Annotated in this window: 21 protein-coding genes, 1 other RNA gene and 1 other annotated feature; of the genes, 15 read left to right on the top strand and 7 right to left on the bottom strand. The window is 54.7% G+C overall.

Features of this window, described 5'->3' with window-relative positions; all coding sequences use genetic code 11:
* Positions 1 to 16: 16 nt before the first annotated feature.
* The 3 genes from dtd to aspS all read left to right on the top strand — a co-directional run bounded on the left by dtd (position 17) and on the right by aspS (position 3,828).
* A complete protein-coding gene (gene dtd / locus EVJ22_RS05350) occupies positions 17 to 460 on the top strand; it encodes a D-aminoacyl-tRNA deacylase (protein ID WP_071399456.1) in 444 nt (147 codons plus the stop codon).
* Positions 461 to 498: 38 nt separating this feature from the next.
* Positions 499 to 733, top strand: a binding site (T-box leader).
* A 39-nt stretch (positions 734 to 772) separates the two neighbouring features.
* Complete coding sequence (hisS, locus tag EVJ22_RS05345; RefSeq protein WP_131443437.1) at positions 773 to 2,053, top strand: histidine--tRNA ligase; 1,281 nt, start codon at positions 773 to 775, stop codon at positions 2,051 to 2,053.
* Positions 2,050 to 3,828 (top strand): aspartate--tRNA ligase, encoded by a 1,779-nt coding sequence (aspS, locus tag EVJ22_RS05340; protein ID WP_131443436.1) that lies wholly within the window; start codon positions 2,050 to 2,052, stop codon positions 3,826 to 3,828. The genes hisS and aspS overlap by 4 nt, the downstream gene beginning before the upstream one ends.
* 36 nt (positions 3,829 to 3,864) lie before the next feature.
* On the opposite strand, the gene EVJ22_RS05335 is transcribed toward aspS, so the two are convergent.
* From EVJ22_RS05335 to EVJ22_RS05330, 3 genes are all read right to left on the bottom strand, one after another.
* Positions 3,865 to 4,716 (bottom strand): alpha/beta fold hydrolase, encoded by an 852-nt coding sequence (locus EVJ22_RS05335; protein WP_071399459.1) that lies wholly within the window; start codon positions 4,714 to 4,716, stop codon positions 3,865 to 3,867.
* A gap of 86 nt (positions 4,717 to 4,802) precedes the next feature.
* Entirely contained in the window at positions 4,803 to 4,997 is a 195-nt protein-coding gene (locus EVJ22_RS15465; protein ID WP_071399460.1) for a hypothetical protein, read from the bottom strand.
* On the bottom strand, positions 4,994 to 5,344 hold the full coding sequence (locus EVJ22_RS05330) for an iron-sulfur cluster biosynthesis family protein (protein ID WP_070327665.1): 351 nt from the start codon (positions 5,342 to 5,344) through the stop codon (positions 4,994 to 4,996). The genes EVJ22_RS15465 and EVJ22_RS05330 overlap by 4 nt, the downstream gene beginning before the upstream one ends.
* A 118-nt stretch (positions 5,345 to 5,462) precedes the next feature.
* Between EVJ22_RS05330 and EVJ22_RS05325 the strand changes: the two genes are divergently transcribed.
* Together EVJ22_RS05325 and EVJ22_RS05320 are read left to right on the top strand one after the other, a co-directional pair.
* Positions 5,463 to 7,175, top strand: coding sequence for an ABC transporter ATP-binding protein (locus EVJ22_RS05325; protein ID WP_071399461.1), 1,713 nt, complete (start codon positions 5,463 to 5,465; stop codon positions 7,173 to 7,175).
* Positions 7,176 to 7,271: 96 nt separating this feature from the next.
* Complete coding sequence (locus tag EVJ22_RS05320; RefSeq protein ID WP_131443435.1) at positions 7,272 to 8,306, top strand: zinc-binding dehydrogenase; 1,035 nt, start codon at positions 7,272 to 7,274, stop codon at positions 8,304 to 8,306.
* Between the two features lie 50 nt (positions 8,307 to 8,356).
* Here the strand turns inward: EVJ22_RS05320 and EVJ22_RS05315 are convergent, their stop codons facing one another.
* Complete coding sequence (locus tag EVJ22_RS05315; protein WP_131443434.1) at positions 8,357 to 9,004, bottom strand: YczE/YyaS/YitT family protein; 648 nt, start codon at positions 9,002 to 9,004, stop codon at positions 8,357 to 8,359.
* Between the two features lie 344 nt (positions 9,005 to 9,348).
* Here EVJ22_RS05315 and EVJ22_RS05310 point away from each other — a divergent pair, with 344 nt between their 5' ends.
* The 3 genes from EVJ22_RS05310 to EVJ22_RS05300 all read left to right on the top strand — a co-directional run bounded on the left by EVJ22_RS05310 (position 9,349) and on the right by EVJ22_RS05300 (position 11,688).
* Positions 9,349 to 10,563 (top strand): DASH family cryptochrome, encoded by a 1,215-nt coding sequence (locus tag EVJ22_RS05310; protein ID WP_131443433.1) that lies wholly within the window; start codon positions 9,349 to 9,351, stop codon positions 10,561 to 10,563.
* Positions 10,564 to 10,638: 75 nt separating this feature from the next.
* A non-coding RNA gene (gene ssrS / locus EVJ22_RS05305) (6S RNA) lies at positions 10,639 to 10,825 on the top strand.
* 95 nt (positions 10,826 to 10,920) lie between these two features.
* Entirely contained in the window at positions 10,921 to 11,688 is a 768-nt protein-coding gene (locus EVJ22_RS05300) for a tRNA threonylcarbamoyladenosine dehydratase (protein WP_070327660.1), read from the top strand.
* 24 nt (positions 11,689 to 11,712) lie between these two features.
* On the opposite strand, the gene EVJ22_RS05295 is transcribed toward EVJ22_RS05300, so the two are convergent.
* Entirely contained in the window at positions 11,713 to 13,020 is a 1,308-nt protein-coding gene (locus tag EVJ22_RS05295; protein ID WP_131440884.1) for a replication-associated recombination protein A, read from the bottom strand.
* A gap of 60 nt (positions 13,021 to 13,080) precedes the next feature.
* On the opposite strand from EVJ22_RS05295, the gene cymR reads away from it, so the two are divergent.
* Genes cymR through EVJ22_RS05275 form a run of 4 tightly spaced genes read left to right on the top strand, consistent with a single transcriptional unit; the run spans position 13,081 to position 16,434 of the window.
* Entirely contained in the window at positions 13,081 to 13,488 is a 408-nt protein-coding gene (gene cymR, locus EVJ22_RS05290) for a cysteine metabolism transcriptional regulator CymR (protein WP_071399466.1), read from the top strand.
* A 17-nt stretch (positions 13,489 to 13,505) separates the two neighbouring features.
* Positions 13,506 to 14,642, top strand: a complete 1,137-nt coding sequence (locus EVJ22_RS05285; protein ID WP_131443432.1) for a cysteine desulfurase family protein — start codon at positions 13,506 to 13,508, stop codon at positions 14,640 to 14,642.
* A complete protein-coding gene (gene mnmA / locus EVJ22_RS05280; RefSeq protein WP_071399468.1) occupies positions 14,643 to 15,764 on the top strand; it encodes a tRNA 2-thiouridine(34) synthase MnmA in 1,122 nt (373 codons plus the stop codon).
* 4 nt (positions 15,765 to 15,768) lie between these two features.
* Complete coding sequence (locus tag EVJ22_RS05275; protein WP_199749314.1) at positions 15,769 to 16,434, top strand: tetratricopeptide repeat protein; 666 nt, start codon at positions 15,769 to 15,771, stop codon at positions 16,432 to 16,434.
* Between the two features lie 54 nt (positions 16,435 to 16,488).
* Here the strand turns inward: EVJ22_RS05275 and EVJ22_RS05270 are convergent, their stop codons facing one another.
* Together EVJ22_RS05270 and EVJ22_RS05265 are read right to left on the bottom strand one after the other, a co-directional pair.
* Positions 16,489 to 16,740: a hypothetical protein gene (locus EVJ22_RS05270; RefSeq protein WP_131489884.1), complete on the bottom strand. Its 252-nt coding sequence runs from the start codon at positions 16,738 to 16,740 to the stop codon at positions 16,489 to 16,491.
* Between the two features lie 87 nt (positions 16,741 to 16,827).
* On the bottom strand, positions 16,828 to 17,376 hold the full coding sequence (locus EVJ22_RS05265) for a VOC family protein (RefSeq protein WP_233589610.1): 549 nt from the start codon (positions 17,374 to 17,376) through the stop codon (positions 16,828 to 16,830).
* A gap of 118 nt (positions 17,377 to 17,494) precedes the next feature.
* On the opposite strand from EVJ22_RS05265, the gene EVJ22_RS05260 reads away from it, so the two are divergent.
* The 3 genes from EVJ22_RS05260 (at position 17,495) to alaS (ending at position 23,412) form a co-directional block, all read left to right on the top strand.
* Positions 17,495 to 18,181 (top strand): magnesium and cobalt transport protein CorA, encoded by a 687-nt coding sequence (locus tag EVJ22_RS05260; protein ID WP_071399472.1) that lies wholly within the window; start codon positions 17,495 to 17,497, stop codon positions 18,179 to 18,181.
* Positions 18,182 to 18,248: 67 nt separating this feature from the next.
* Positions 18,249 to 20,459 carry an SF1B family DNA helicase RecD2 gene (recD2, locus tag EVJ22_RS05255; RefSeq protein WP_071399473.1) on the top strand — a complete coding sequence of 737 codons (2,211 nt, stop codon included), beginning with the start codon at positions 18,249 to 18,251 and terminating at the stop codon, positions 20,457 to 20,459.
* A gap of 310 nt (positions 20,460 to 20,769) precedes the next feature.
* Positions 20,770 to 23,412, top strand: coding sequence for an alanine--tRNA ligase (gene alaS, locus EVJ22_RS05250; protein WP_131443430.1), 2,643 nt, complete (start codon positions 20,770 to 20,772; stop codon positions 23,410 to 23,412).
* The last annotated feature ends 12 nt before the right edge of the window (positions 23,413 to 23,424 follow it).

Raw genomic sequence — 23,424 nt, 5'->3', positions numbered from 1 at the left:
GAAAGGAAGATTTTAAGTGCGTGTATTGTTGCAACGAGTGAAGGAAGCATCTGTCAAAGTCGATGAACAGACGGTCGGACAAATCGACGCCGGCTATCTGCTCCTCGTCGGGGTGACCCATGAGGATACCGAGCAGGAAGTGAACTGGCTCGCCGATAAAGTGGCGGGGCTCCGTGTGTTCGAAGACGCGGAAGAGAAGATGAACTTATCGATTCAAGACGTCGCCGGCAAAGTGTTGTCAGTGTCGCAGTTCACGCTGTACGGCGATACGTCGAAAGGCCGCCGTCCCGCGTTCACGCAGGCTGCGAAACCCGACATCGCCGAACGTCTTTACGAACAGTTCAACGCCCGTTTGCGGACGCACGGACTCGTCGTCGAAACCGGAAAGTTCGGGGCGATGATGGACGTCGGGCTCGTCAATGACGGTCCGGTCACGCTCATGCTTGAAAAAAACGCTTGACAGAAGGCGCCAAAATTCGGCATCATGAACCATATAACCTAACACCTACGATAAAGAGAAGTACGGTCACCCCACCAGCAAAGAGAGCGATGCCGAGGCTGAAAGCATCGACTGGATGATGACCCGAACGACACTTTGGAGGTGCTTCCTTGAACGTTTAGTAGGGGAAGCCGTTTCATCGGGCGTTAACCGATTTCGAGTGGCAGAGTATCGATTTTGGCTCTGCAACGAGGGTGGTACCACGGGAAACTTTAACAGGCTCTCGTCCCTTTGCGGACGAGGGCCTTTTTGTATTCTAAGGAGGGAATTTTGATGAAAGCACCACGCGGTACACAAGACCTGCTCCCGGGCACGGTCGAGACGTGGCAGTATGTCGAAGACAAGTTACGCGACATTAGTGCCCGCTACAACTATAAAGAGATTCGCACACCGATTTTTGAAACGACGGACCTGTTCACACGCAGCGTCGGCGAGACGACGGACATCGTCCAGAAAGAGATGTTCACGCTCGTCAAAAAAGGCAAGGACGAGTACACGCTCCGTCCGGAAGGAACGGCCTCGGTCGTTCGCGCTTTCGTCACGAACAAACTGTTCGGCAGTCCCGATCAACCGACAAAGCTGTACTACATGGGGCCGATGTTCCGTTACGAGCGTCCGCAAAAAGGCCGTTTCCGCCAGTTGCACCAGTACGGTGTCGAGGCGATCGGCAGCAGTGACCCGGCCGTCGACGCCGAAGTGATCAGCCTCGCCTACACGATCTACAAATCGTTCGGCTTACAAAAAATCAAAGTCGTCGTCAACTCGCTCGGTGACGCGGAGAGCCGCAACGCCCACCGCGAAGCGCTCATCCGTCACTTCGAGCCGGTCCAAGACGAATTATGCCAGGACTGTCAGACGCGCCTGCACCAAAACCCGCTCCGCGTCCTCGACTGTAAAGTCGATCGCGATCACCCGGCGATGAAGTCGGCACCGTCGATCCTCGACTTTTTGAACGAAGAGTCGAAAGCGTATTTCGACAAAGTGCTCGAGCATTTGGACGCGCTCGGTGTCGCATACGTTGTCGACCCAACACTCGTCCGTGGCCTCGATTACTACACGCACACGGCGTTTGAGATCATGTCGGAAGCAGAAGGCTTCGGCGCGATCACGACGCTTTGCGGCGGTGGACGCTATAACGGCCTCGTCCAAGATATCGGTGGACCGGATATGCCAGGTATCGGCTTCGGGATCGGGCTCGAACGGCTCATCCTCGCGCTCGAGAACGAGAACGTGCTCCCTGAGCTTGCAACCGGGCTTGATGTCTTCGTCGTCGCCCAAGGCGGGAAAGACGTCGAGACGACAGCGACGCGCCTGTTGCAACTCCTCCGTATGGAAGGGTTCAAAGCCGATCGCGATTACCTCGGACGTAAGTTCAAAGGTCAATTCAAACAAGCCGACCGCTTAAATGCGGCATTCACCGTCATCCTCGGAGACGATGAAGTCGAACGCGGCTCGGCCTCGCTCAAAGTCATGGCAACTGGAGAACAAGTCGACGTGCCACTCTCGGCCGTCGCAGACAAAATTCGTGAACTATCGGAAGGAGCAGGACAATGATCGGACGCACACATATGAACGGCCGCGTGACAGAGTCACTGATCGGCCAAGAAGTACAATTGAAAGGTTGGGTCCAAAAACGACGCGACCTCGGAGGACTCATCTTCATCGACCTTCGTGACCGCACAGGCATCGTCCAAGTCGTCGTGCGCCCTGAGAACGAAGCGGTGCACAAGCTCGCGGAATCAATCCGTAGCGAGTACGTCTTAGACATCAAAGGGACCGTCCTCGAACGTGAAAACAAAAACCCGAACATGCCGACAGGGAACATCGAAGTCATCGCTTCAGAGATCAACATCTTGAACGCAGCGAAGATGACACCGATCCCAATCGGCGACGAAGCGGAAAATGTCTCTGAAGACCTTCGCCTCAAATATCGTTACCTTGACCTCCGTCGTCCGGCACTCCAAGAGACGTTCCGCCTCCGCTCGAAGGCATCGAACACGATCCGTAACTTCTTGACGGAAGAAGAGTTCCTCGAAGTCGAGACGCCGATCTTGACGAAGTCGACACCGGAAGGCGCGCGTGACTACCTCGTCCCGAGCCGTGTCCACGGCGGCGAGTTCTACGCGCTCCCGCAATCACCACAGTTGTTCAAGCAACTCCTCATGGTGGCCGGGTTCGACCGTTACTTCCAAATCGCCCGTTGTTTCCGTGACGAAGACCTCCGGGCCGACCGTCAACCGGAATTCACCCAAGTCGACATCGAGACGAGCTTCATGGACGTCGAAGACTTGATGGCGATGATGGAAGCGATGATGGGGCAAGTGATGGAAGCGACGCTCGGTCGCACCGACACACCGGCCAAGTTCGAGCGGATGACGCACGAGGAAGCGATGCGTCGCTTCGGTTCGGATAAGCCGGACACACGTTTCGGTCTCGAACTCATCGACGTTGCCGACGCCGTTACAGGCGCTGGTTTCAAAGTGTTCGATATGGCGCTCGAGTCGAACGGACACGTCAAAGCGATCAACGTGAAAGGCGAGGCTGACAAGTTCTCGCGTAAAGACATCGACAAACTTCAAGAGTTTACGGCTGTCTATGGCGCGAAAGGCCTCGCATGGCTCAAAGTGACGGCTGAAGGCTTGAACGGACCGATCGCGAAGTTCTTCGACGAGACGTACGCAGCGAAATTGATCGAAGCGACGAACGCGGAAGCGGGCGATCTGCTCTTGTTCGTGGCGGCAAAACCAACTGTCGTCGCCGACAGCCTCGGCGCCCTTCGCGTCAAGCTCGGTCATGAGCTCGGACTCATCGACGAGTCGAAGTTCAACTTCCTTTGGGTGACGGACTTCCCGCTCGTCACGTTCGAAGAAGAAGACGGGCGTTTCTACGCCAACCACCACCCGTTCACGATGCCAAACCGTGACGACCTCCATCTTCTCGAGACGGACCCAGCAAGCGTGCGCGCGCTCGCGTATGACCTCGTCTTGAACGGCTATGAGCTCGGTGGCGGATCACAGCGGATTTATGAGCGCGACATTCAAGAGCGGATGTTCAAACTGCTCGGCTTCACGGTCGAAGAGTCGGTCGCCCAGTTCGGGTTCTTACTCGAAGCGTTCGAATACGGCACACCGCCGCACGCGGGTATCGCGCTCGGTCTCGACCGCCTCGTCATGATCCTCGCGGGTCGTTCGAACCTTCGCGACACGATCGCCTTCCCGAAAACGGCGTCGGCAAGCTGTCTGTTGACGCAAGCACCAAGCCCGGTCGCGGACGCGCAACTCGAAGAGTTGTCAATCCGGACAGCGGTGAAAGAGAAGAAACAAGGATAAACGAAAGGAGGTTCGCCGCGGCGAACCTCCTTTTGTTTACACGGAAACAGATATGACCCAGTTTTCTTTGATTTCTTGAACGATGCGGTCTGGATTTTCCCAATGTAACATGTGTGAGACAGATGGAACCGCTTTGACGGTCGCACCGGTCAATTTGGCAAACTGACTTGACGCATCAACTTTAAATGGCTCATCCGATTCTGGAAGAGTGGCTCGCAACAGGATCATCGAGTTCGTTTGCACCTGGCTCGAAAAATCGAGCACTTCGTCACGATACATCGATCGAATGATGGCTGCACCAGTGCTTCCACGAGCATGCCAATAGTAACGGTTATCATTATGTAAGGCCAGGTCTTGCGCGGCCAGGTCCAAGAGCGGTGAACGTCTCGAGATGCCATCGTACACCGCAATCGATTCAAATTCACCCCATGACTCACAAAAGTCTTCGAAGTCTTTCTCATAAAATGAGGATTCGTTTTCAGGAGAGTTTCCGCGAAGTCGCTTACTTTGATAACCGCCATCAATCAAGATGGAGCCGTCGACACGCTCGCCTTGATTAATCAAATAGTAGAGGTGAATGAATGACCCCCAGGAATGAGAGAGAAAATAAAAGCGATTCACATCGAGCATGTCGAGCACTTGATTCAACCACTCACAAAAACGCGGAAAGTCATATGAATGGTCATCACGGAAAGATTGTGACATTCCATGGCCCGGTGCATCAATTGCGAGGATGCGGAAGTCGTTTTGCAGTTTGTCCGCAACTTCGATGAAACTGAGTGCTGTACTGCCGAGGCCGTGTAAACAAAAGATGACTGGCTTGTCGCGCTCACCCCATTCGGTCACGCGGATATCGATGTCTTGGCAATGAATCATATAGCGTCTCATTTTCAAATTCCTCCAAATCGTATGTATAAAAAAAGAAGGGCCGACTGAATCGTACGACACCTTCTCTAATAATTCTTTATCTCTTGTTATTTATCCTCTTGCTCATGCATCTTCTTTGCTGTCCGCTGCAACGCAAACCCGAAGGCGAACAGCGACGCAATCACGGCCGTCATCGTATAAACGGAGTCGGTGAAAGCGAGGTAGATGCCGAACAAACCGAGGCCGAAGCTGAGGAGGAACCAAAGCATCAACTTCGGGTGCTCCTGGAGCGCTTGTTTCATGCGCTCGGAACGTTCAGCTGGCAACCGGTCCCATCGGTCACGAGCAGGTTCGAGTTGAACACTTGGCCGTTGCTCTTCAAGACGAGCGACCGTTTATCGTCGCGGTAGTCGATGATCATGTCTTCGTCCAAAAAGACTTTCGTCCAGTTCTTGATGAGGATTGGCCCGACGTTCGAGTCGATCTCGACGTCTTCCGGTGTCGTCTCGGTCACGTAGCGGATCTCGAAGATGCCGCTATTGCCGCAACCGCAGCCTTCCGTCTCATAAAACAAGTGCATCTGTCCGTCACGGTCACCTTTCAAGGCGTTGATACGCTCGTTCGCGCGGTCTGTAATCTGTACGTTCATTGTTATCACTCCTTACGTCCATTATACATCGTCTGAAAAAAGATTGAAAAAGACGTGCTTCCCATTTTCCACTTCCTGCAAAAAAGCGTAAACTATTTGTTTAGAAGGGGGAAAGGAAATGATCTCACGTTTTTTTAGTTATTACCGTCCACATAAGAAGTTATTCATCCTTGATTTCTCGTTCGCCATCCTCGTCGGCCTGCTCGAGCTTGGCTTCCCGCTCGCTGTGAAATGGTTCATCGACGTTCTGTTACCGGGCGGCGAATGGAACTGGATTATTATCATCAGTATTGGCCTGCTTATTCTGTACATACTCGCTATGATGATGCAGTACGTCGTCAACTATTGGGGACATAAGCTCGGGATCAATATCGAGACCGATATGCGCGAAGAACTGTTCACGCACATCCATAAGCAATCGTTCCGCTTCTTCGACAACCATAAGACCGGTCACTTGATGAGCCGGGTCACGAACGACTTGTTCGACATCGGCGAAGTGGCACACCACGGCCCGGAAGACTTCTTCATCGCCATCATGACATTGCTCGGCGCATTCGGAATCATGTTCTCGATCAATCCGCAACTTGCGCTCGTGACGGTCATCGCCGTGCCGTTCCTCGTCATCATGATCACGTACGCCAATAAAAACATGAACAAGGCGTGGCAGAAGATGTACGGCAACATCAGTGAAGTGAACGCCCGCGTCGAAGATAGCGTCTCTGGCGCGCGTGTCGTCCAGTCGTTCACGAACGAGACGTTCGAAATCAACCGGTTCCAACAAGACAACAACTTCTATCGCGGTTCGAAGATCGAAGCGTATCGGGTCATGAGTAAGTCGCTCGCCGGGATCTATATCACGACACGGCTCATGACATTACTCGTCCTCGTCTACGGGGCGTACTTGACGTATGAAAACGAATTGACATACGGTGAGCTCGTCGGTTTCATCTTGTATATGAACTTGCTCATCAAACCGGTCGAGAAGATCACGGCGCTCCTCGAGATGTATCCGAAAGGGATGGCCGGCTTCAAACGGTTCACAGAACTGATCGATGAGGCACCGGACATCGAGAACCGTCCGGACGCGGTCGAGGTCAGTTCACTGAAAGGGAACATCGCTTTCCACGATGTCTCGTTCGGCTACTCGGACTACCGAGAAGTGTTGACGCATATCGACCTCGACATCACGACCGGGTCGACAGTCGCCCTCGTCGGGACGAGCGGTGCTGGCAAAACGACGATCTGTTCGCTCATCCCGCGCTTTTACGACGTGACGGATGGGGCCATCACAATCGACGGAATCGACATCCGTGACATGACGAAAGAGAGTCTACGTCGCCAGATCGGGATCGTGCAGCAGGACGTGTTCTTGTTCGCCGGGACGCTCCGCGAGAACATCGCCTACGGCAAGCTCGAGGCAAGCGACGCGGAAGTCATGCACGCGGTCGAGAAGGCACATTTGAACTCGCTCGTCGACGAACTCGAGCACGGGCTCGACACACAGATCGGAGAGCGGGGACTGAAACTGTCGGGCGGACAGAAACAACGGATCGCCATCGCCCGCATGTTCTTGAAGAACCCGCCGATCTTGATCTTAGATGAAGCGACGTCCGCCCTCGACACCGAGACGGAAGCGATCATCCAGGAATCGCTTACGGAACTCGCGGCCGACCGGACGACGCTCATCATCGCTCACCGTCTTGCGACCGTGAAGAATGCCGACCGCATCCTCGTCGTCACCGCCGACGGCATCGTCGAGGACGGCACGCACGACGAGTTGAGTGCCAAAGGCGGCGTCTTCGCCGGGCTGCTCAGACGGCAACAACTATAACTAGTCGGGCAGCCACCAGTGATTCAAGTCTTGGTGGCTGTTTTGCGTAAAATGGGTATAAACAAGCATCAGTGTGTGTGAGGAGGAAACGAATTGATGAAAGCAGTTCAAGTCATCGGATACGGTGACGTCGATCAATTACAGGTCGTCGACGTCCCGGTCCCGACACCGAAAGACGATGAGGTGCTCGTCCGCGTACAGGCGTGCGGCATCAACAATACGGAGATATGGATGCGAGAAGGGGCGTACGGGACGGAGCAGGAATCAGGCTGGCGTCCGGAGGGAGTCCAGTTTCCACGGATTCCAGGATCAGATATTACCGGAGAAATTGTCGGGGTCGGGAATCAAGTGGATGAAGGGATGATCGGCCGACGTGTCGTCTTGTTTCCGTTCACGTCGAGTGGGGCGGACGGTGCGGAGCATATCGCTCCCGACATGTCGTTCATCGGCTCGGAATATGACGGCGGTTATGCGGAATATGTCGTCTGGCCGGCCGAGCTTTGTTATGACATGCCGCTCGACAGTTTCGTCGACAGCGCCGTCTTCTCGGTGAGCGGGTTGACGGCGTGGCACATGAACGAGCAAATTCAAATCCGTCCTGGTGAGACGGTCGTCGTCACCGGTGCGAGCGGCGGTGTCGGCTCGTTGAACGTGCAGATTGCAGCGCACGTGTTCGGAGCGAACGTCATCGCCATCATCGGCGATTTGAAAGACGCACCGAAACTGAAAGCGCTCGGGGCGAGCCACGTCGTTTCCTATCGGTCGAAGACGCTCGCGGACGAGATTTTAGCAGCGAACGGTGGACCGGTCGATGCCGTGCTCGACGTCGTCGGGGATGCGTTGTTCGCAACGTCGCTCGATGTATTGAAGAACGGCGGTAAGTTTTGCATATCCGGATCGGCCGGGGGACAACGGACCGATCTCGATTTCCGTACGCTCTACTTGAAGCACATTACGATGTATGGATCGGTGCTCGGGACACGAGCGGAATTCAAAGCGATGCTCCAAGCGAGTTCGAGCGGTCAAATCAAGCCTGTCGTCGACCGCACATTCCCGTTAGAAGAGGCCCGGGCGGCGCAAACGTATTTCAAACAGCAAGGCAAGGTCGGTAAGATCGTCCTCGTCCCGTAACAGCAAAGAGAGGAAATCGGACCCCTTGAGTCCGATTTCCTCTCTTAAATTCAGGCGATATCGGCTTTCGCCCGGTCGATGACCGAGACGAGCCGGAGGAACTGTTCGAGCCAAAACTGGAAGAACGGACCGATCAAGAAAATCGACAGCACCGTCCCGAAAAAAACGGGACCGCCGAGCACCCAGCCGATCAAGCAAGCGGAGAGTTCCATCCACGTCCGCATCATGCGGACCGACGTATTGAAGCGGTCGGCCAAGGCGAGCGTCAGTCCGTCACGCGGGCCGGCGCCGTAACCGATGGCGACATACAGCCCGGCGCCGATACCGATGACGAAGATGCCGAGGACGAGCCAGGCGATATTGAGTGCGGTGCCGTCGAGCGTCGGTAACCAGTGATGCTCGAGGATCAAGTTCATGAACACGCCGACGAAGACGGCGTTGACGAGCGTCCCGAACTGCGGTCGGATGCGGTCCAATATGTATTTGCATAAGACGAGCAACAGTCCGACGAGGAGAATGATCGTCCCGACCGAGATAGGTGTGTGCCGGGCGAGCCCGAGATGGAGCACGTCCCACGTCGAGACGCCGAGGTCGGCCGTGATCATCATCGACGACCCGAGGGCGAGTAGGAACAAACCGCCCATGAACAACGCCCACTTCAAACTGATTCGTAAAGATTGTATCCATACCGACTGCATGTTGGTCGCCTCGATTCCCTAAAATGTTCCATCATCATATCATAATTGGTTTCAAGGCGAGAAAAAAACGCCTCAGCTTGGCTGAGACGTCATTGATTATTTTTTAGGTGTTTCTGCTTTTTTTGCTTTGTTCTTTTTATAATAATTGTAGACGAACGGAGCGACCGCCGTCGCGACTTTGATGAGTGTACCAAATTTTCCTTTTCTAGCCATGTTGTTGCACCCCTTTCTCTTCTCTAAAGAGTTATATTCCACACGTTGCGGAAATGAAAACATATTTCGAACAGGTTCGACACGATTGATGGCACATGCATCACGCATAATAGAGCCAGGAGGCGAAGAATATGAAGACGATTATTTGGTATCAGAACGATTTACGGATCGATGACCATCGGCCGCTCGAAGAGGCGCAGAAACATGATGAAGCGATCGAGGGGCATTACTTTATAAGGGAAGACGAGCTGAACGAAAATCAGTTCGGCGTCATCCCGCTCGGGGACAGACGGCTTCAATTTTTAAAAGAGTCGCTAGAAGACTTGGCCGGATCGCTCGATGTGCTCGGGATCCCGCTCTACGTGCATGTCGGTCACCCGCTTGACATCCTCGACCCGACAGACCGGCTGTTGTTTCAACGCTCGATCGGATTGAACGAACGCTTGCTTGAAAAAGACGTCATCGCACGTTGGCAAGGGGAGTGGCAATCGTTCGACGGATTCACGCTGTACCCACGCACCGAAATCCCGTTTAAAAAAATGCCGTTTTTGTTCACCGAGTTCCGAAAAGCGGTCGAGGACGATGCCCGTCCTGAACAGCTGATCGAGCGGACGAGCTCAGGTCAGTCGCGTCCGCTCCCGTTTCCTGTCCCGTTCGAGCGTCCGACGCTTGACGCCCGGTCCGCTTTTCCGTTTCAAGGCGGCGAGACGTCGGGGCGGAAACGTCTGAGCGAGTATTTGGCAGGCCCCGTCCGCACGTATAAAGAGACGCGGAACGGCTTTGGGGTCGACGACTCATCCAAGTTGTCGGCTTTTCTTGCCAACGGGTCGCTCTCGCCGCGGCGTGTGCTCCATGAACTAGAGCTTCATGAACGACAGCACGGGGCGAACGAGTCGACATATTGGCTCTATTTTGAACTGTTGTGGCGCGAGTTTTTCCAATGGGTCGCGCTCGAGCAAGGGAAGCGGTTGTTCCGTCGCCAAGGGATACGTTCGAAGGACAAGGCGTGGAAAGTGGACGAGGATGTGATTCATCGGTGGCAGCAAGGCGAGACGGGCGTCGCGTTCGTCGATGCGTTCATGCACGAGTTGAACGCGACGGGATGGATGTCGAACCGGGGCCGGCAAATCGTCGCGAGCTATTTCGCCAAAGAGCTCGGACAAGATTGGCGCTATGGTGCGGCCTACTTCGAAGCGATGCTCATCGACTACGACGTCGCCAGCAATTATGGCAATTGGGCGTATCAGGCCGGTGTCGGCAACGATTCACGCGACCGGCGTTTCAACGTCTCACGCCAACAAGATACGTATGACCCGACGCGTGCGTTTCGTGACACGTGGATGTGACGAAACCGTCACCGGAAATCGAGGTTTCTGATTGACTTCTTTTTACATGGGATGCTATAGTAAGGGCATCAGATGGGATACCTGAGGTGTTCGAGAGCCGCCTTCGTTATTTTGAGCCAACACTTTGAATACGGGAGATCGAACTGCCAGCCGGATCAACTGCCTCATCACGTGCAGGAGGACTTGTGAAGGGGACGCTAGATCACCCACCTGCTTAAGCAGGTTCAAAAGCAGGGCATCGTCACGGCACTCCGGGCCCCATCGATTTTATTGTAAAAACGTCGCTAGACGTCTTTTTTTTGATTATAATTCCGAGTAAAATAGTGTGAAAAAATAGTATTAATTTGGAGGAAGATTATGTTACACCAGTTTTCGCGTAATGAGTTGGCCATCGGTCAAGAAGGTATTGAAACGTTGAAAGGAAAGACGGTCGCCATTCTCGGCGTCGGCGGTGTCGGCTCGTTCGCAGCAGAAGCACTTGCCCGGAGCGGTGTCGGTCGGATCGTGCTCGTCGATAAAGACGATATCGACATCACGAACGTCAATCGTCAAATCCACGCGCTCTTGTCGACAGTCGGACAACCGAAAGTCGAGGCGATGGGGGCGCGTCTGCTCGACATCAATCCGGACGTCGAACTTGTCCAGTTGAAGATGTTTTATACCGAAGAGACGTTCGAAGAGTTCTTCGCTCAAAACATCGATTTTGTCATCGATGCGTCAGATACGATCATCTACAAGATTCATTTGATCGTCGAGTGTAAACGTCGTGGTATCCCGGTCATTTCAAGTATGGGGATGGCCAATAAGATGGATCCGACCCGGATTCAAGTCATCGACATTAAAGACACGTCATACGATCCGATTGCGAAGATGGTGCGGACGCGTCTGCGTAAACATAACATCTATAAAGGCGTGCCGGTCGTATTCTCGGATGAGTCACCGATCGTGACGCGTGAGGACGTGAACGAGGTCGTCGGTAAGAAAGACGCCCCGATCCGTAAAGCGAAGATGCCACCGAGCTCGAACGCGTTCGTGCCATCGGTCGCGGGACTCGTCGCCGCCGGGTACGTCATCAATCAAATGCTCGAGACGGCTGGTGTCGAGATCAATCGCATCCAGAACTGAGAAAACGACGCCGACTCGAATGAGTCAGCGTCGTTTTTCCCAATAGTCGAGCCGTTTTTGGAGTTGTTGCTCGAAGCCACGGCTCGTCGGTGTATAATATTTAGGACGTTTCCGGGCCAAATTTTCCGGCCAGTAGTTTTGTGGGACGTATCCGTCTTTCTCGTCATGCGGATATTTGTAGCCGGCGCCATTACCGAGCTCGCGTGCCCCAGGGCTATGCGCGTCGCGGAGATGGACCGGGACGGGACCACCTTCGACCGTCCGGACGTGATGGATCGCCTTATCGATCGCGGTGATGACGGCGTTCGACTTCGGTGCCGTCGCGAGATAGAGGACGGCCTCGGCCATCGGGATGCGTGCTTCCGGGAACCCGATATGTTCGCTCGCCCGTGCGGCCGCGTCGACGATGACGAGCGCGTTCGGGTCACTGAGCCCGATATCTTCGGCCGCGTGAACGTACAGGCGGCGCATGATAAAGCGTGGCGATTCGCCCGCCTCGATCATGACGGCGAGCCAGTACAGGGCGGCGTCCGGGTCCGAGCCGCGGATCGATTTGATGAACGCCGAGATGACGTCATAGTGTCGGTCGCCCGTCTTATCGTATTTGATGGCTTTTTGTTGGATCGACTCTTCGGCGACGTCGAGCGTGATTTGAATCTTGCCTTCGATTTCCGGCGTCGTCAAGACGGCGAGTTCGAGGGCGTTCAATAAGACACGATAGTCACCGTCCGCCATTTTGATATAATGGTCAACAGCCGCGTCTTCGATTTCAACCGGGTAGTTGCCGAGCCCTTTCTTGTCGGCGAGCGCACGCTCAAGCACGACCCGGAGCTCGTCTTGTCCAGGCGGCTCGAGCCGAAACACCGTCGCGCGCGACAATAGCGCCGCATTGACCTCGAAACTTGGATTTTCGGTCGTCGCCCCGATCAAGACGAGCTTGCCGGCCTCTAGCGCCGGTAGCAACGCATCTTGTTGCAGTTTATTGAAACGATGGATCTCGTCTAAAAATAAAATCGTCCGCTCTTGCTCGAAATCAAATCGAGATTCGGCTGCACGGATGACGCTCCGAAGCTCATCTAGTTTTGCCGTGACAGCGTTCAATTGAACAAACGTCGCTTTCGTATAGTTTGAAATGACGCGAGCGAGCGTCGTCTTGCCAGTGCCGGGCGGACCATAAAGAATAATGGTGCCGAGCCGGTCGGCCTCGATGGCGCGGCGCAACAGCTTGCCTTCACCGATGATGTGGCGTTGACCGATGACTTCGTCTAACGTCTCCGGGCGCATCCGGTTGGCGAGCGGCCCGCTATTCGATTGTTGAAATAAATCACTCATACGTACACGTTCCTTTCGACAAACGTTTGTTCGAACAGTATAACAGAAGGAGAAACCAATATGAAAATATCTACTAAAGGCCGTTATGGTTTAACGATTATGATCGCGCTTGCCCGTGAGACGGACAACAAACCGCTCAGTTTGAAGAAAATCGCGGCGCGCCATGAACTGCCAGAACATTACTTGGAACAATTGATCGGCCCGCTCCGTAACGGCGGTCTCGTCAAAAGTGTCCGCGGTGCCTACGGTGGTTATCAGCTCGTCAAAGCACCGAGCGATATCACGGCTGGTGAGATCATTCGTCTGCTCGAAGGTCCGCTGACGATTGTCGAAGACTCGGAGACGGACGACGCCGTGAAGCGAAAACTTTGGGACAAGATCAAAGCGGCGATCGAGACGGTGTTAGAAGAAACGACACTCGCCGATCTCGCGGAAGAAGATTCAGAAGGCTACATGTTCTATATTTAACGATGAGGTGAACGGATATGAACTATTTTGACCACGCGGCCACGACGCCGATGCGTCCCGAGGTGCTCGAGGCGATGACTCCATATTTTTTAGAGCAGTACGGTAATCCGTCGAGCATACATGGTGTCGGCCGGAAAGCTCGGGCGGCGCTCGACGCGTCACGACGGACGCTCGCGACATGGATCGGTGCGACGCCAAACGAGATCGTCTTCACGTCGGGCGGGACCGAGTCAGACAATTACGCCTTGTTCGGCGCAGCTTATGCGAACCGACATAAAGGGAAGCATGTGATCACGACGAAAATCGAGCACCACGCCGTCTTGCATGCGATGGGGCAACTCGAGCGTGAAGGGTTCGACGTGACGTACTTAGACGTCGACGAGTCCGGTGCCATATCGGTCGCTGCGCTTAAAGACGCGCTCCGTGACGATACGATTCTCGTCTCGGTCATGTACGGCAACAACGAGGTCGGGACAATCCAACCGATTGCTGATATCGGGACGTTGCTAGCCGACCGGGATACGTTGTTCCATACCGACGCGGTCCAGGCGCTCGGCACAGAAGCGATCGACGTGCACGCGCTCGGCGTCGACTTGTTGTCGGCGTCGGCGCATAAAGTGAACGGTCCGACAGGTATCGGTTTTCTTTTTATAAAAACAGGTGTAAAATTAGCGACGCGTTCTTTTGGAGGACAACAAGAACGGAAACGTCGAGCCGGCACGGAAAACGTTCCGGGTGCCGTCGGGTTTAGCCGAGCGGCTGAACTGGTCATAGCCGAACGGAACGAGCGGGTGACAGCTTACCGAGAGATGGCTGACACGTTGCTACACACGCTTGATGAACTTGGCGTCGAGTACGAAGTGAACGGGGCGAACCGCTTGCCTCACATCGTCAACTTGTACCTGCCGGGTATCGAGCTTGAGCCGTTCCTGATCATGATGGACATGCGCGGTTGTGCCATTTCGAGCGGCAGCGCCTGCACGGCTGGAACGATTGAGCCGTCGCACGTGCTGACGGCCATGTACGGTCAATCTGACCGGACGAAACAATCGGTCCGCATCAGTTTTGGACTGGGCAACACGGTCGATGACGTGACACGGCTCGCCGAACGACTACATGAAGTCGTCTCGACATTTATGAACGGAGTGAGATAGATGAACTTACGAACAAAAGCCCCTGAAGACACGACGGTCGTCGTCGGAATGTCAGGCGGCGTCGATTCTTCGGTGACGGCCCATCTGTTAAAAGAGCAAGGGTATAACGTCATCGGGATCTTTATGAAAAACTGGGACGATACGGATGAGTCTGGATTCTGCACGGCGACAGAAGACTATGAGGACGTCATCGCGGTCGCCAACCAAATCGGGATCCCGTACTACGCGGTCAACTTCGAGAAAGAATATTGGGACCGCGTCTTTGAATACTTCTTGGCCGAGTATCGCCTCGGGCGGACGCCGAACCCGGACGTCATGTGTAACAAAGAGATCAAGTTCAAGGCGTTCCTTGATCATGCGCTCCGACTTGGGGCCGACTTCGTCGCGACAGGGCATTACGCCCGCGTCGAGTTCGTCGACGGCGAGCACCGCCTGTTGCGTGGGAAAGACGACAACAAAGATCAAACGTACTTCTTGAACCAATTGTCGCAAGACCAACTCGCGCGGACGATGTTCCCGATCGGGCACATGGACAAAAAAGACGTCCGTGTCATCGCTGAAGAAGCTGGACTCGCGACGGCGAAGAAGAAAGATTCGACTGGCATCTGCTTCATCGGAGAGCGGAACTTCAAAGAGTTCCTCGGTCAATACTTGCCGTCACAACCAGGTGAGATGCAGACGCTCGACGGGATTGTGAAAGGACGCCACGACGGGCTCATGTATTACACGCTCGGTCAGCGGCACGGTCTAGGCATCGGCGGAGACGGAGAGCCGTGGTTCGTCGTCGGAAAAGACGTCGAAAAGAACATCCTCTACGTCGGCCAAGGCTTCCATCACGACGCGCTCTATTCAGACGCGCTCTTTGCGTCACAATTGTCGTGGACCGGCTCGGCTCCTGAGGCGGAGTTCCGGGCGACGGCGAAGTTCCGCTATCGTCAACAAGACGTGCCGGTAACGATCGCGCCGCTCGATGGTGGCGAAGTACTCGTCAAATTTGATGAGCCACAACGTGCCATCACGCCAGGACAAGCCGTTGTCTTTTATGACGGCGATATCTGTCTAGGCGGAGCGACGATCGACAAAGCGTATATTAACGGGAAACAACTCGACTATATCGGATGAGGTGATGACAGTGAACGCAAACGAACAAGGCATCCAAGCGATGCAGCGAGGTGAATTTGAACAAGCGGCCAAACATTTCAACGACGCCATCGAGTCGAATCCGACGGACCCGACCGGTTACGTCAACATGGGCACGCTGCTTCAAGCGATCGGTGACCATGAACGGGCGGTCGTCTTTTACGATAAGGCGCTCGAACTCGACAATGCGTTCGGTGCGGCCCATTACGCGAAAGGCGCGCTCGCCTATGAGCTCGAACAAGTCGACTTGGCCGAGGCGTCGCTACGACAAGCGCTCCTTTCCGGCATGAATGATGCAGACTTGCACTTCATGCTCGGTTTGACGTACAAAGCGATGGGCGACTTCGTCCGCGCGTTGCCGCGACTTCGGGAAGCGAAAACGCAAGCGCCGGAAGACGTCGAGATCACGTTCCAATACGGGCTCGCGCTCGCGCAAAACGAACAGCTCGACTTGGCGGTCGACGCACTCGAGGACACGCTCGACTTGGATGCGTCTCATACGGACGCCCGCTATAACTTGGCCATCGCCTATGCGTTCCTCGGTGAGCAGGACAAGACGTACGCCGAACTCGAGCGCGTACTCGAACTACAGCCGGACCATGAGCTCGCACGTGACGCGAAAGCGAAAATGGATGAATTGCTCGGAAACTGATTACGAAAAGCGCCTCTCGCTATTTTTTTGCGAGAGGCGCTTTTCGTCCCGTTGTCAGTTCACAAGTTCTCCGGCGAACCAGACGAACAAGTTCAACGTCGTCAACAAAAGTGTGCAGGCGAGCACAATGTAGCTCCACACGACGCGTTTCCCTGATTTAGCCCGGCGTATACCATCCGTCAAAATGAGGAAGGTCACACCGAATGAGACGAATGTTAATGCGGCAAAAGAAGTCGGGCGATCGAGCGTCGGAAAAGCATCAATCATGAAATACAATACAAACGTGAGCATTCCGAGACCAATCATGAGCAGAAGAGGGAAGAATCGCATCTGGCACAACCTTTTCCATTTTCTCTCATCTTATCATGAAGAGAGAACAGTCGAAAACAGCCGTCATAGCTGTTTCGTCGTGATCTTCACCGGCTCGCCGGCAAACTCGCCGTATGCCTCGTCCATATTTTTCGTATACAGTTCGATGACGTTCTTACTCGGGTCTTTAAAGTAGGCCGAGCGCTCTTTGCCGTTGACCGTCTCGTCCTCGTCCCACGTCCGCAGCTTCGTCGGGATCGCTGACGCCTCGAGCACTTCTAGCGCTTGATCGAACGATTTCATCGGCACGAAAAAGGCGCAATGGACGTGGGCGCCGCCTTCGTCATACAGCGTGTCCCATTCGGTCACTTGTTGCTGGCGATTTTCTTCTTCGTCTGTCGTAAAGTCACGCTTCAGCCATAGACCGAGCCGCGTATTGCCGCCGACGTACAGCCATGTCGCCCATGGCTCGTTCGCACCTTCTTGCGATGCGCTCGGTTCGGCGTCATCGCCAATCCATTGCTCGACGACCGGCAAACCGAGCTTGCCGTGCCAGAAATCGACGGCCTCGGTCATGTCGGTCACTTCTAAGACGAGTTCACATAGTCCACTGATTGGTAGCCGTTTCGTCATCATTGTTTCCTCCTTCATGGTTTCACTTCGACAGTTCCCGCTTTGATTCACTGAAAAACGTGCATAGCTTGTTTCAGGTTCGGGGAAAAGAAGGGGAACGCTAGAAAGGGGAGACATCATGCGCATACTTAGTCTATTCAGTGTCGTCGTATTCTTCATTGTCGAATGGTTCATGCTCGGACGTTTATTTACAGCGGTCGATGACCGGCTTGCCAGCGGGGAGTGGACGAACAACGTGCTGTACCGGGTCGTCATCGAGTCCGAGCGGGCGACGTCGACGCTTTTGTTATTGTTTGTGACGTTCCTCGTCGTCGGGATCCTCATGCATTGGCTATTGTCGTTAAACCGGTCGTGGACCAAGACGCTCGGGACGATCGGGGTGGCGTGGGTCGTCCCAGCAATGCTCGCGCTCACCGCTTGGTTCATCCCGAACCCATACATTCAACTCGTTATCATCGTCTTGCAGCTCTCGTTCATCCCGCTCATCCCGTTCGTCGGACAGACGGTACGGCTCGGTCACGTCGTTCTCAACTGGGGTGTCCACGTAGTGGCCGCCGGGCTCGTCTTCTTCATTCAACGACCGTCACTCGAGCAGCTGTTCCGCATCGAGCGGACCGAGCTATTTGATCGGCTCGAAGGATACGTCAACTCAGGTGAACTCGAACGGTTCGAGCGGTTGCTAGAGACCGTCGACTTGGAACAACTCGAACGCATCTTAAATCGGGTCGATATCGACCAATTGATTCGGTTGCTCGAGCGGCTTAACCTCGATCAACTCGAGCAAATCTTGAATCTATTCAGTTAGTCCATTTGTTCTACCGTTCGAACTCGGGCTATAATGGGGAATGGAAAACTAGCTGGAGGTGGCTCGAATGATAGCAGCACCTTACGAGTTGACAGGAAAAGTCATCCGCGTCCTGTTTCAATCGGAAGAAGAAGCGCATACTATTGCGCTCGTACGTATAAAAGAGAAAAATTTTGAGACAGACGAGACTGAAATGGTCATCGCCGGTGTCGGTGTCGGCATTGAGAAAGGCGAGACGTACAAAGCGCACGGCCGTCTCGTCGACCATCCACGGTTTGGCAAACAGATGAAAGCGGATTGGATCCGTCGCGTTGTCCCGATGACGAAGCGGGCCGCTGTCCGTTTTTTGACGAACGGATCGTTCCCAGGGATCGGCCAAAAGACGGCACAAAAAATCGCGGACACGCTCGGTGACGATTGTATCGACCAGATCGTCAAGCATCCCGATGTCTTATCGAAAATCGATGGGTTGAAAGAAAAACAAGCCCGCGTCATCACCGAGCGGTTGAACGTCTTATATGGGGTCGACCAGCTGTTGCTGTTTTTAGCCCCGTTCGACGTGACCCCGCGACTCGCTTCGAAGATTCATAAAGAGTATGAAGGACGGGCTATGGAGACGATTGAAAAGAATCCATACGCGCTCATGTATGACGTTCCAGGCATCGGCTTCAAGACGGCCGATGCCATCGCCGCTCACTTCGGGATTCAAGGCATCCATCCGGAGCGGATCGCGGCGGCGGTATTGTATGTACTCGAACTCGAGCAAGGGAACGGACACTTGTTCGTCACGGCCGATCAACTCGCGAGTGAGATGCCGCGCATCATCGGTGGCGATCCGGCCGAGGCGCTCAATGCCGCGCTTGAGACGCTCGTCAAAGATGAACGGATCATCGTCGAGGACGGTGTCGTCTATCACCCGCGCGTCTACCGGGCTGAACGGAAAGCAGCCGAAGAACTAGCCCGGATCATGTCGACATCGACGACCGAAGACGTTGATATGACGACGATTTTTGACGCCGTCGGTCGGGTCGAAGAGATGTTTTCGATCGAATATGCCAAGCAACAGCGCGAAGCGATCGAGCTCGCCTTGAAGTCCCCGCTCATGGTACTCACCGGCGGACCGGGAACAGGGAAGACGACCGTCGTCCGCGGCATCATCCACGCCCTCAGCGACGTGTTCGATTGGAAGCTCGAGCCGGTACCGAACCAACCGTTCCCGTTCGTCCTCGCCGCACCGACCGGCCGCGCCGCCAAGCGGCTCAGTGAATCAACTGGGCTACCGGCTTCGACGATTCACCGGTTGCTCAAGTTCGACGGCAGCTCATTCCAAGTCGATGACACGAACCCGCTCGTCGGCAAAGTGTTGATCGTCGACGAGGCATCGATGATCGATATTTTCTTGTTCCGCAGCCTGCTGCGGGCCGTTCCAAACGGGATGAAGATCTTGTTCGTCGGCGATCGTGATCAACTCCCGTCGGTCGGACCGGGCCAAGTGCTCGCCGACTTGATGGCGACCGGCGGCATCCCTGTCGTCCGGCTCGACGTCGTCCATCGCCAGGCGTCCGAGTCGAGTATCCTGCGTTTGGCGCACGCGCTCAACGCGAAACAAATGCCCGACGACTTGCTCGCGGCGTTGCCGGACCGCCGCTTCTATACAGCGAACCAAGAGACGGCGTTGCAGGCGATCTGTCAGATGGCCGGCGCCGCACTGCGAAAAGGCTATTCGCCGTTCGACATCCAAGTGCTCGCCCCGACGTATCGGGGGGTGTGCGGCATCGATGGGTTGAACGAGGCGCTCCAAAACGTGTTCAATCCGAAGTCGGCGGCAAGGGAAGTAAAACACGGCAATCGGACGTACCGGAGCGGCGACAAAGTGCTCCAACTCGTCAACAACGCCGAAGAGAACGTCTATAACGGTGATATCGGCGAGATCACGAACATCTTCTTCGCCAAAGAGAACGTCGACAAAGTCGATAAGATCTACATCCGCTTCGACCAGACCGAGGTCGAATACAACCGCAGCGAATGGGACCAGTTCACCCACGCCTATGCGATCACGATCCATAAGTCGCAAGGCTCCGAATTCCCGATCGTACTCATGCCCGTCTTCTTCAACGGCGGCTTCCGCTCGTCGCGCAACTTGATCTATACGGCCGTCACGCGGGCGAAGAAGAGTTTGCTCTTGTTCGGCGACGTCCGGGCGCTCGAGGCGGCGACGCGGGAAGAAGAGCCGGTGCGGCGGACAAAACTCGTCGAACGGCTTGGCGGCAAGTCTTGACGTCTGGTTTCTGACATGTGATAATGACCAATAGAAAACTGAAACGATTAAAGACGATGAAGGAAATGAGTAAGTCGTAACCGCCTCACCAGAGACATCTTCCTAGGCTGTGAGAAGATGGGGGTCGGTCGACCGAAGCTAGTCTGGAGTCCCCACTCACCCTGGGCGTCTCATCCGCGTTATCGGATGTTTCGAGGCACGGTAAATCCGTGCGAACGAGGGTGGTACCACGAAGCGATGCTTTCGTCCCTTTCCACAGGGACGGGCATCGCTTTTTTTTCGTTTCGTTCAGAATAAGGAGGAATTGTTGATGAAACCGCTCAAACCATTAACTGGCGCCGAGATTCGCCAAATGTATTTAGATTTCTTTAAGTCAAAAGGACACGCGGTCGAGCCGAGTGCCTCACTCGTACCGGTCGAGGACCCGACACTTCTTTGGATCAACTCAGGCGTCGCTACGCTTAAAAAATATTTTGACGGTCGCGTCATTCCGGCAAACCCGCGTATCGTCAACGCCCAGAAGTCGATTCGGACGAACGATATCGAGAACGTCGGGAAGACGGCGCGTCACCATACGTTCTTCGAGATGCTCGGGAACTTCTCAGTCGGTGAATATTTCCGCGAAGACGCTATCAAATGGGGTTGGGAACTACTCACGAGCGACGACTGGTACGGGCTTGACCCGGACTTTTTGTCGGTAACGATTCACCCGGACGACGAGGAAGCGAAACAAATTTGGCTCGAGTTAGGTGTTCCTGCTGACCGGATCATCCCGCTCAAAGAAAACTTCTGGGAGATTGGCGAAGGCCCGTCTGGCCCGAATACGGAGATCTTCTTCGATCGTGGCCCGGCGTTCGGTGACGACCCGACTGACCCGGAACTTTATCCAGGCGGCGAAAACGAGCGATACCTTGAAATTTGGAACATCGTCTTCAGCCAGTTCAACCATGACGGTCACGGCAACTATACCGAGCTCCCGCGTAAAAACATTGATACAGGGATGGGACTCGAGCGAATGGCGAGTGTGCTTCAAGACGTGCCGACGAACTTCGACACCGACTTGTTCATGCCGATCATTCGCGAGACAGAAAAAATCAGCGGTGAGACGTATCGGGCTGACAACAGTAAAGACGTGGCGTTCAAAGTAATCGCCGACCACATCCGGACCGTATCGTTCGCGATCGGGGACGGGGCACTCCCGTCAAACGAAGGCCGCGGCTATGTGTTGCGCCGTCTGCTCCGTCGTGCCGTCCGTTACGCGAAGATGCTTGGAATCGAGCGTCCGTTCATGTTTGAACTCGTCGACGTCGTCGGTGACATCATGGTCGACTTCTATCCAGAAGTGAGTGAGAAAAAGGACTTCATCAAAAAAGTCATCAAGAACGAAGAGGAGCGTTTCCACGAGACGCTTCACGACGGCCTTGCAATCTTGAACGAAGTCGCGAAAGCACAAAAAGCAACTGGATCGAACGTGATCAGTGGAGAAGACGCGTTCCGTCTATACGATACGTACGGCTTCCCGCTCGAGTTGACGATCGAATACGCAGAAGACCACAAGTTGACGGTCGATGAGGATGGATTCAAGCAAGCGATGAACGCACAACGTGAACGGGCCCGTACGGCGCGTGCTGACGTCGAATCGATGCAAATTCAATCAGGTGTCCTCGCTGACATCACGCTCCCGTCATCATTCGTCGGGTACACGAACCTTGAGTCTGAAGCGAAAATCGTCAGCTTGATTCATAACGGCGAGCTTGCGGACGTCGTCGCGGCAGGAGAAGAGGCGCAAGTCATCCTTGACCACACCCCGTTCTACGCCGAAAGCGGCGGTCAAGTCGGCGACAAAGGCCGAATCGTCGGGACGGACTTCGTCTTGCGCGTCACGGGTGTATCGAAAGCACCGAACGGTCAAAACTTGCATACGGTCGTCGTCGATTCAGGGATTGCCAAGGCTGAGGTCGCGGTGACGGCTACGGTCGATTTCGATTCGCGCCAAGCGATCATCAAGAACCATACGGCGACGCACTTGTTGCACCGCGCTTTGAAAGATACGCTCGGTGAGCACGTCAATCAAGCCGGATCTCTCGTGACACCGGACCGTCTCCGCTTCGACTTCTCGCACTTCGGTCAAGTGACAGCGGAAGAAATCCAGTCGATCGAACGTCAAGTGAACGAGAAGATTTGGGCATCGATCGGTGTCGATATCGAAGAGATGAACATCGCCGACGCGAAAGCGAAGGGAGCGATGGCATTATTCGGAGAGAAGTACGGGGACGTCGTCCGCGTCGTCGCGGCCGGTGATTACTCGGTCGAGCTATGCGGAGGTTGCCACGTCGCCAACACGGCTGAAATTGGGTTGTTCAAAATTTTGTCTGAGTCAGGCATCGGGGCCGGGACTCGCCGGATCGAGGCGGTCACAGGCGCTGGCGCGTATGAAGTCATGAACCAACACATCGAGACGCTTGAAGCGGCTGCGAAACTGTTGAAGACGAAACCGTTCGAAGTGCCTACTCGCGTCCAAGCGCTTCAAGTTGAAATGAAAGAGACGGAACGTGCGGCTGAGTCGTTGAAAGCCAAACTTGCGAACATCGAGGCGTCAACGCTCACGGATTCGATCGAGACGTACGGCGACGTCCAATTGATTGCCAAACGTGTCGACGGACAGGATATGGATGCGCTCCGGGGCATGGTCGACGAGTTGAAAGGAAAACTTGGATCAGCCGTCATCATTCTCGGATCAGCGAACGGCGACAAGGTCAACCTCGTCGCAGGTGTGACGAAAGACTTGAACGACCGTGGTTTCCACGCCGGGAAATTGATTAAAGAAGTCGCGACTCGTTGCGGCGGCGGCGGCGGCGGCCGTCCTGATATGGCTCAAGCCGGAGGTCGTGATGCGACAAAACTGGACGAAGCATTGAAGTTTGCTTCACATTACGTTCAATCACTGGCATAATAGAATGTGAAG

It is taken from the genome of Exiguobacterium sp. SH0S7 (assembly GCF_004337195.1).
In the GTDB taxonomy this organism is placed as follows: Bacteria; Bacillota; Bacilli; order Exiguobacteriales; family Exiguobacteriaceae; genus Exiguobacterium; species Exiguobacterium aurantiacum_A.
The sequence above is the reverse complement of the archived record's forward strand: the minus strand, read 5'-3'. Positions and strand labels throughout refer to the sequence as shown.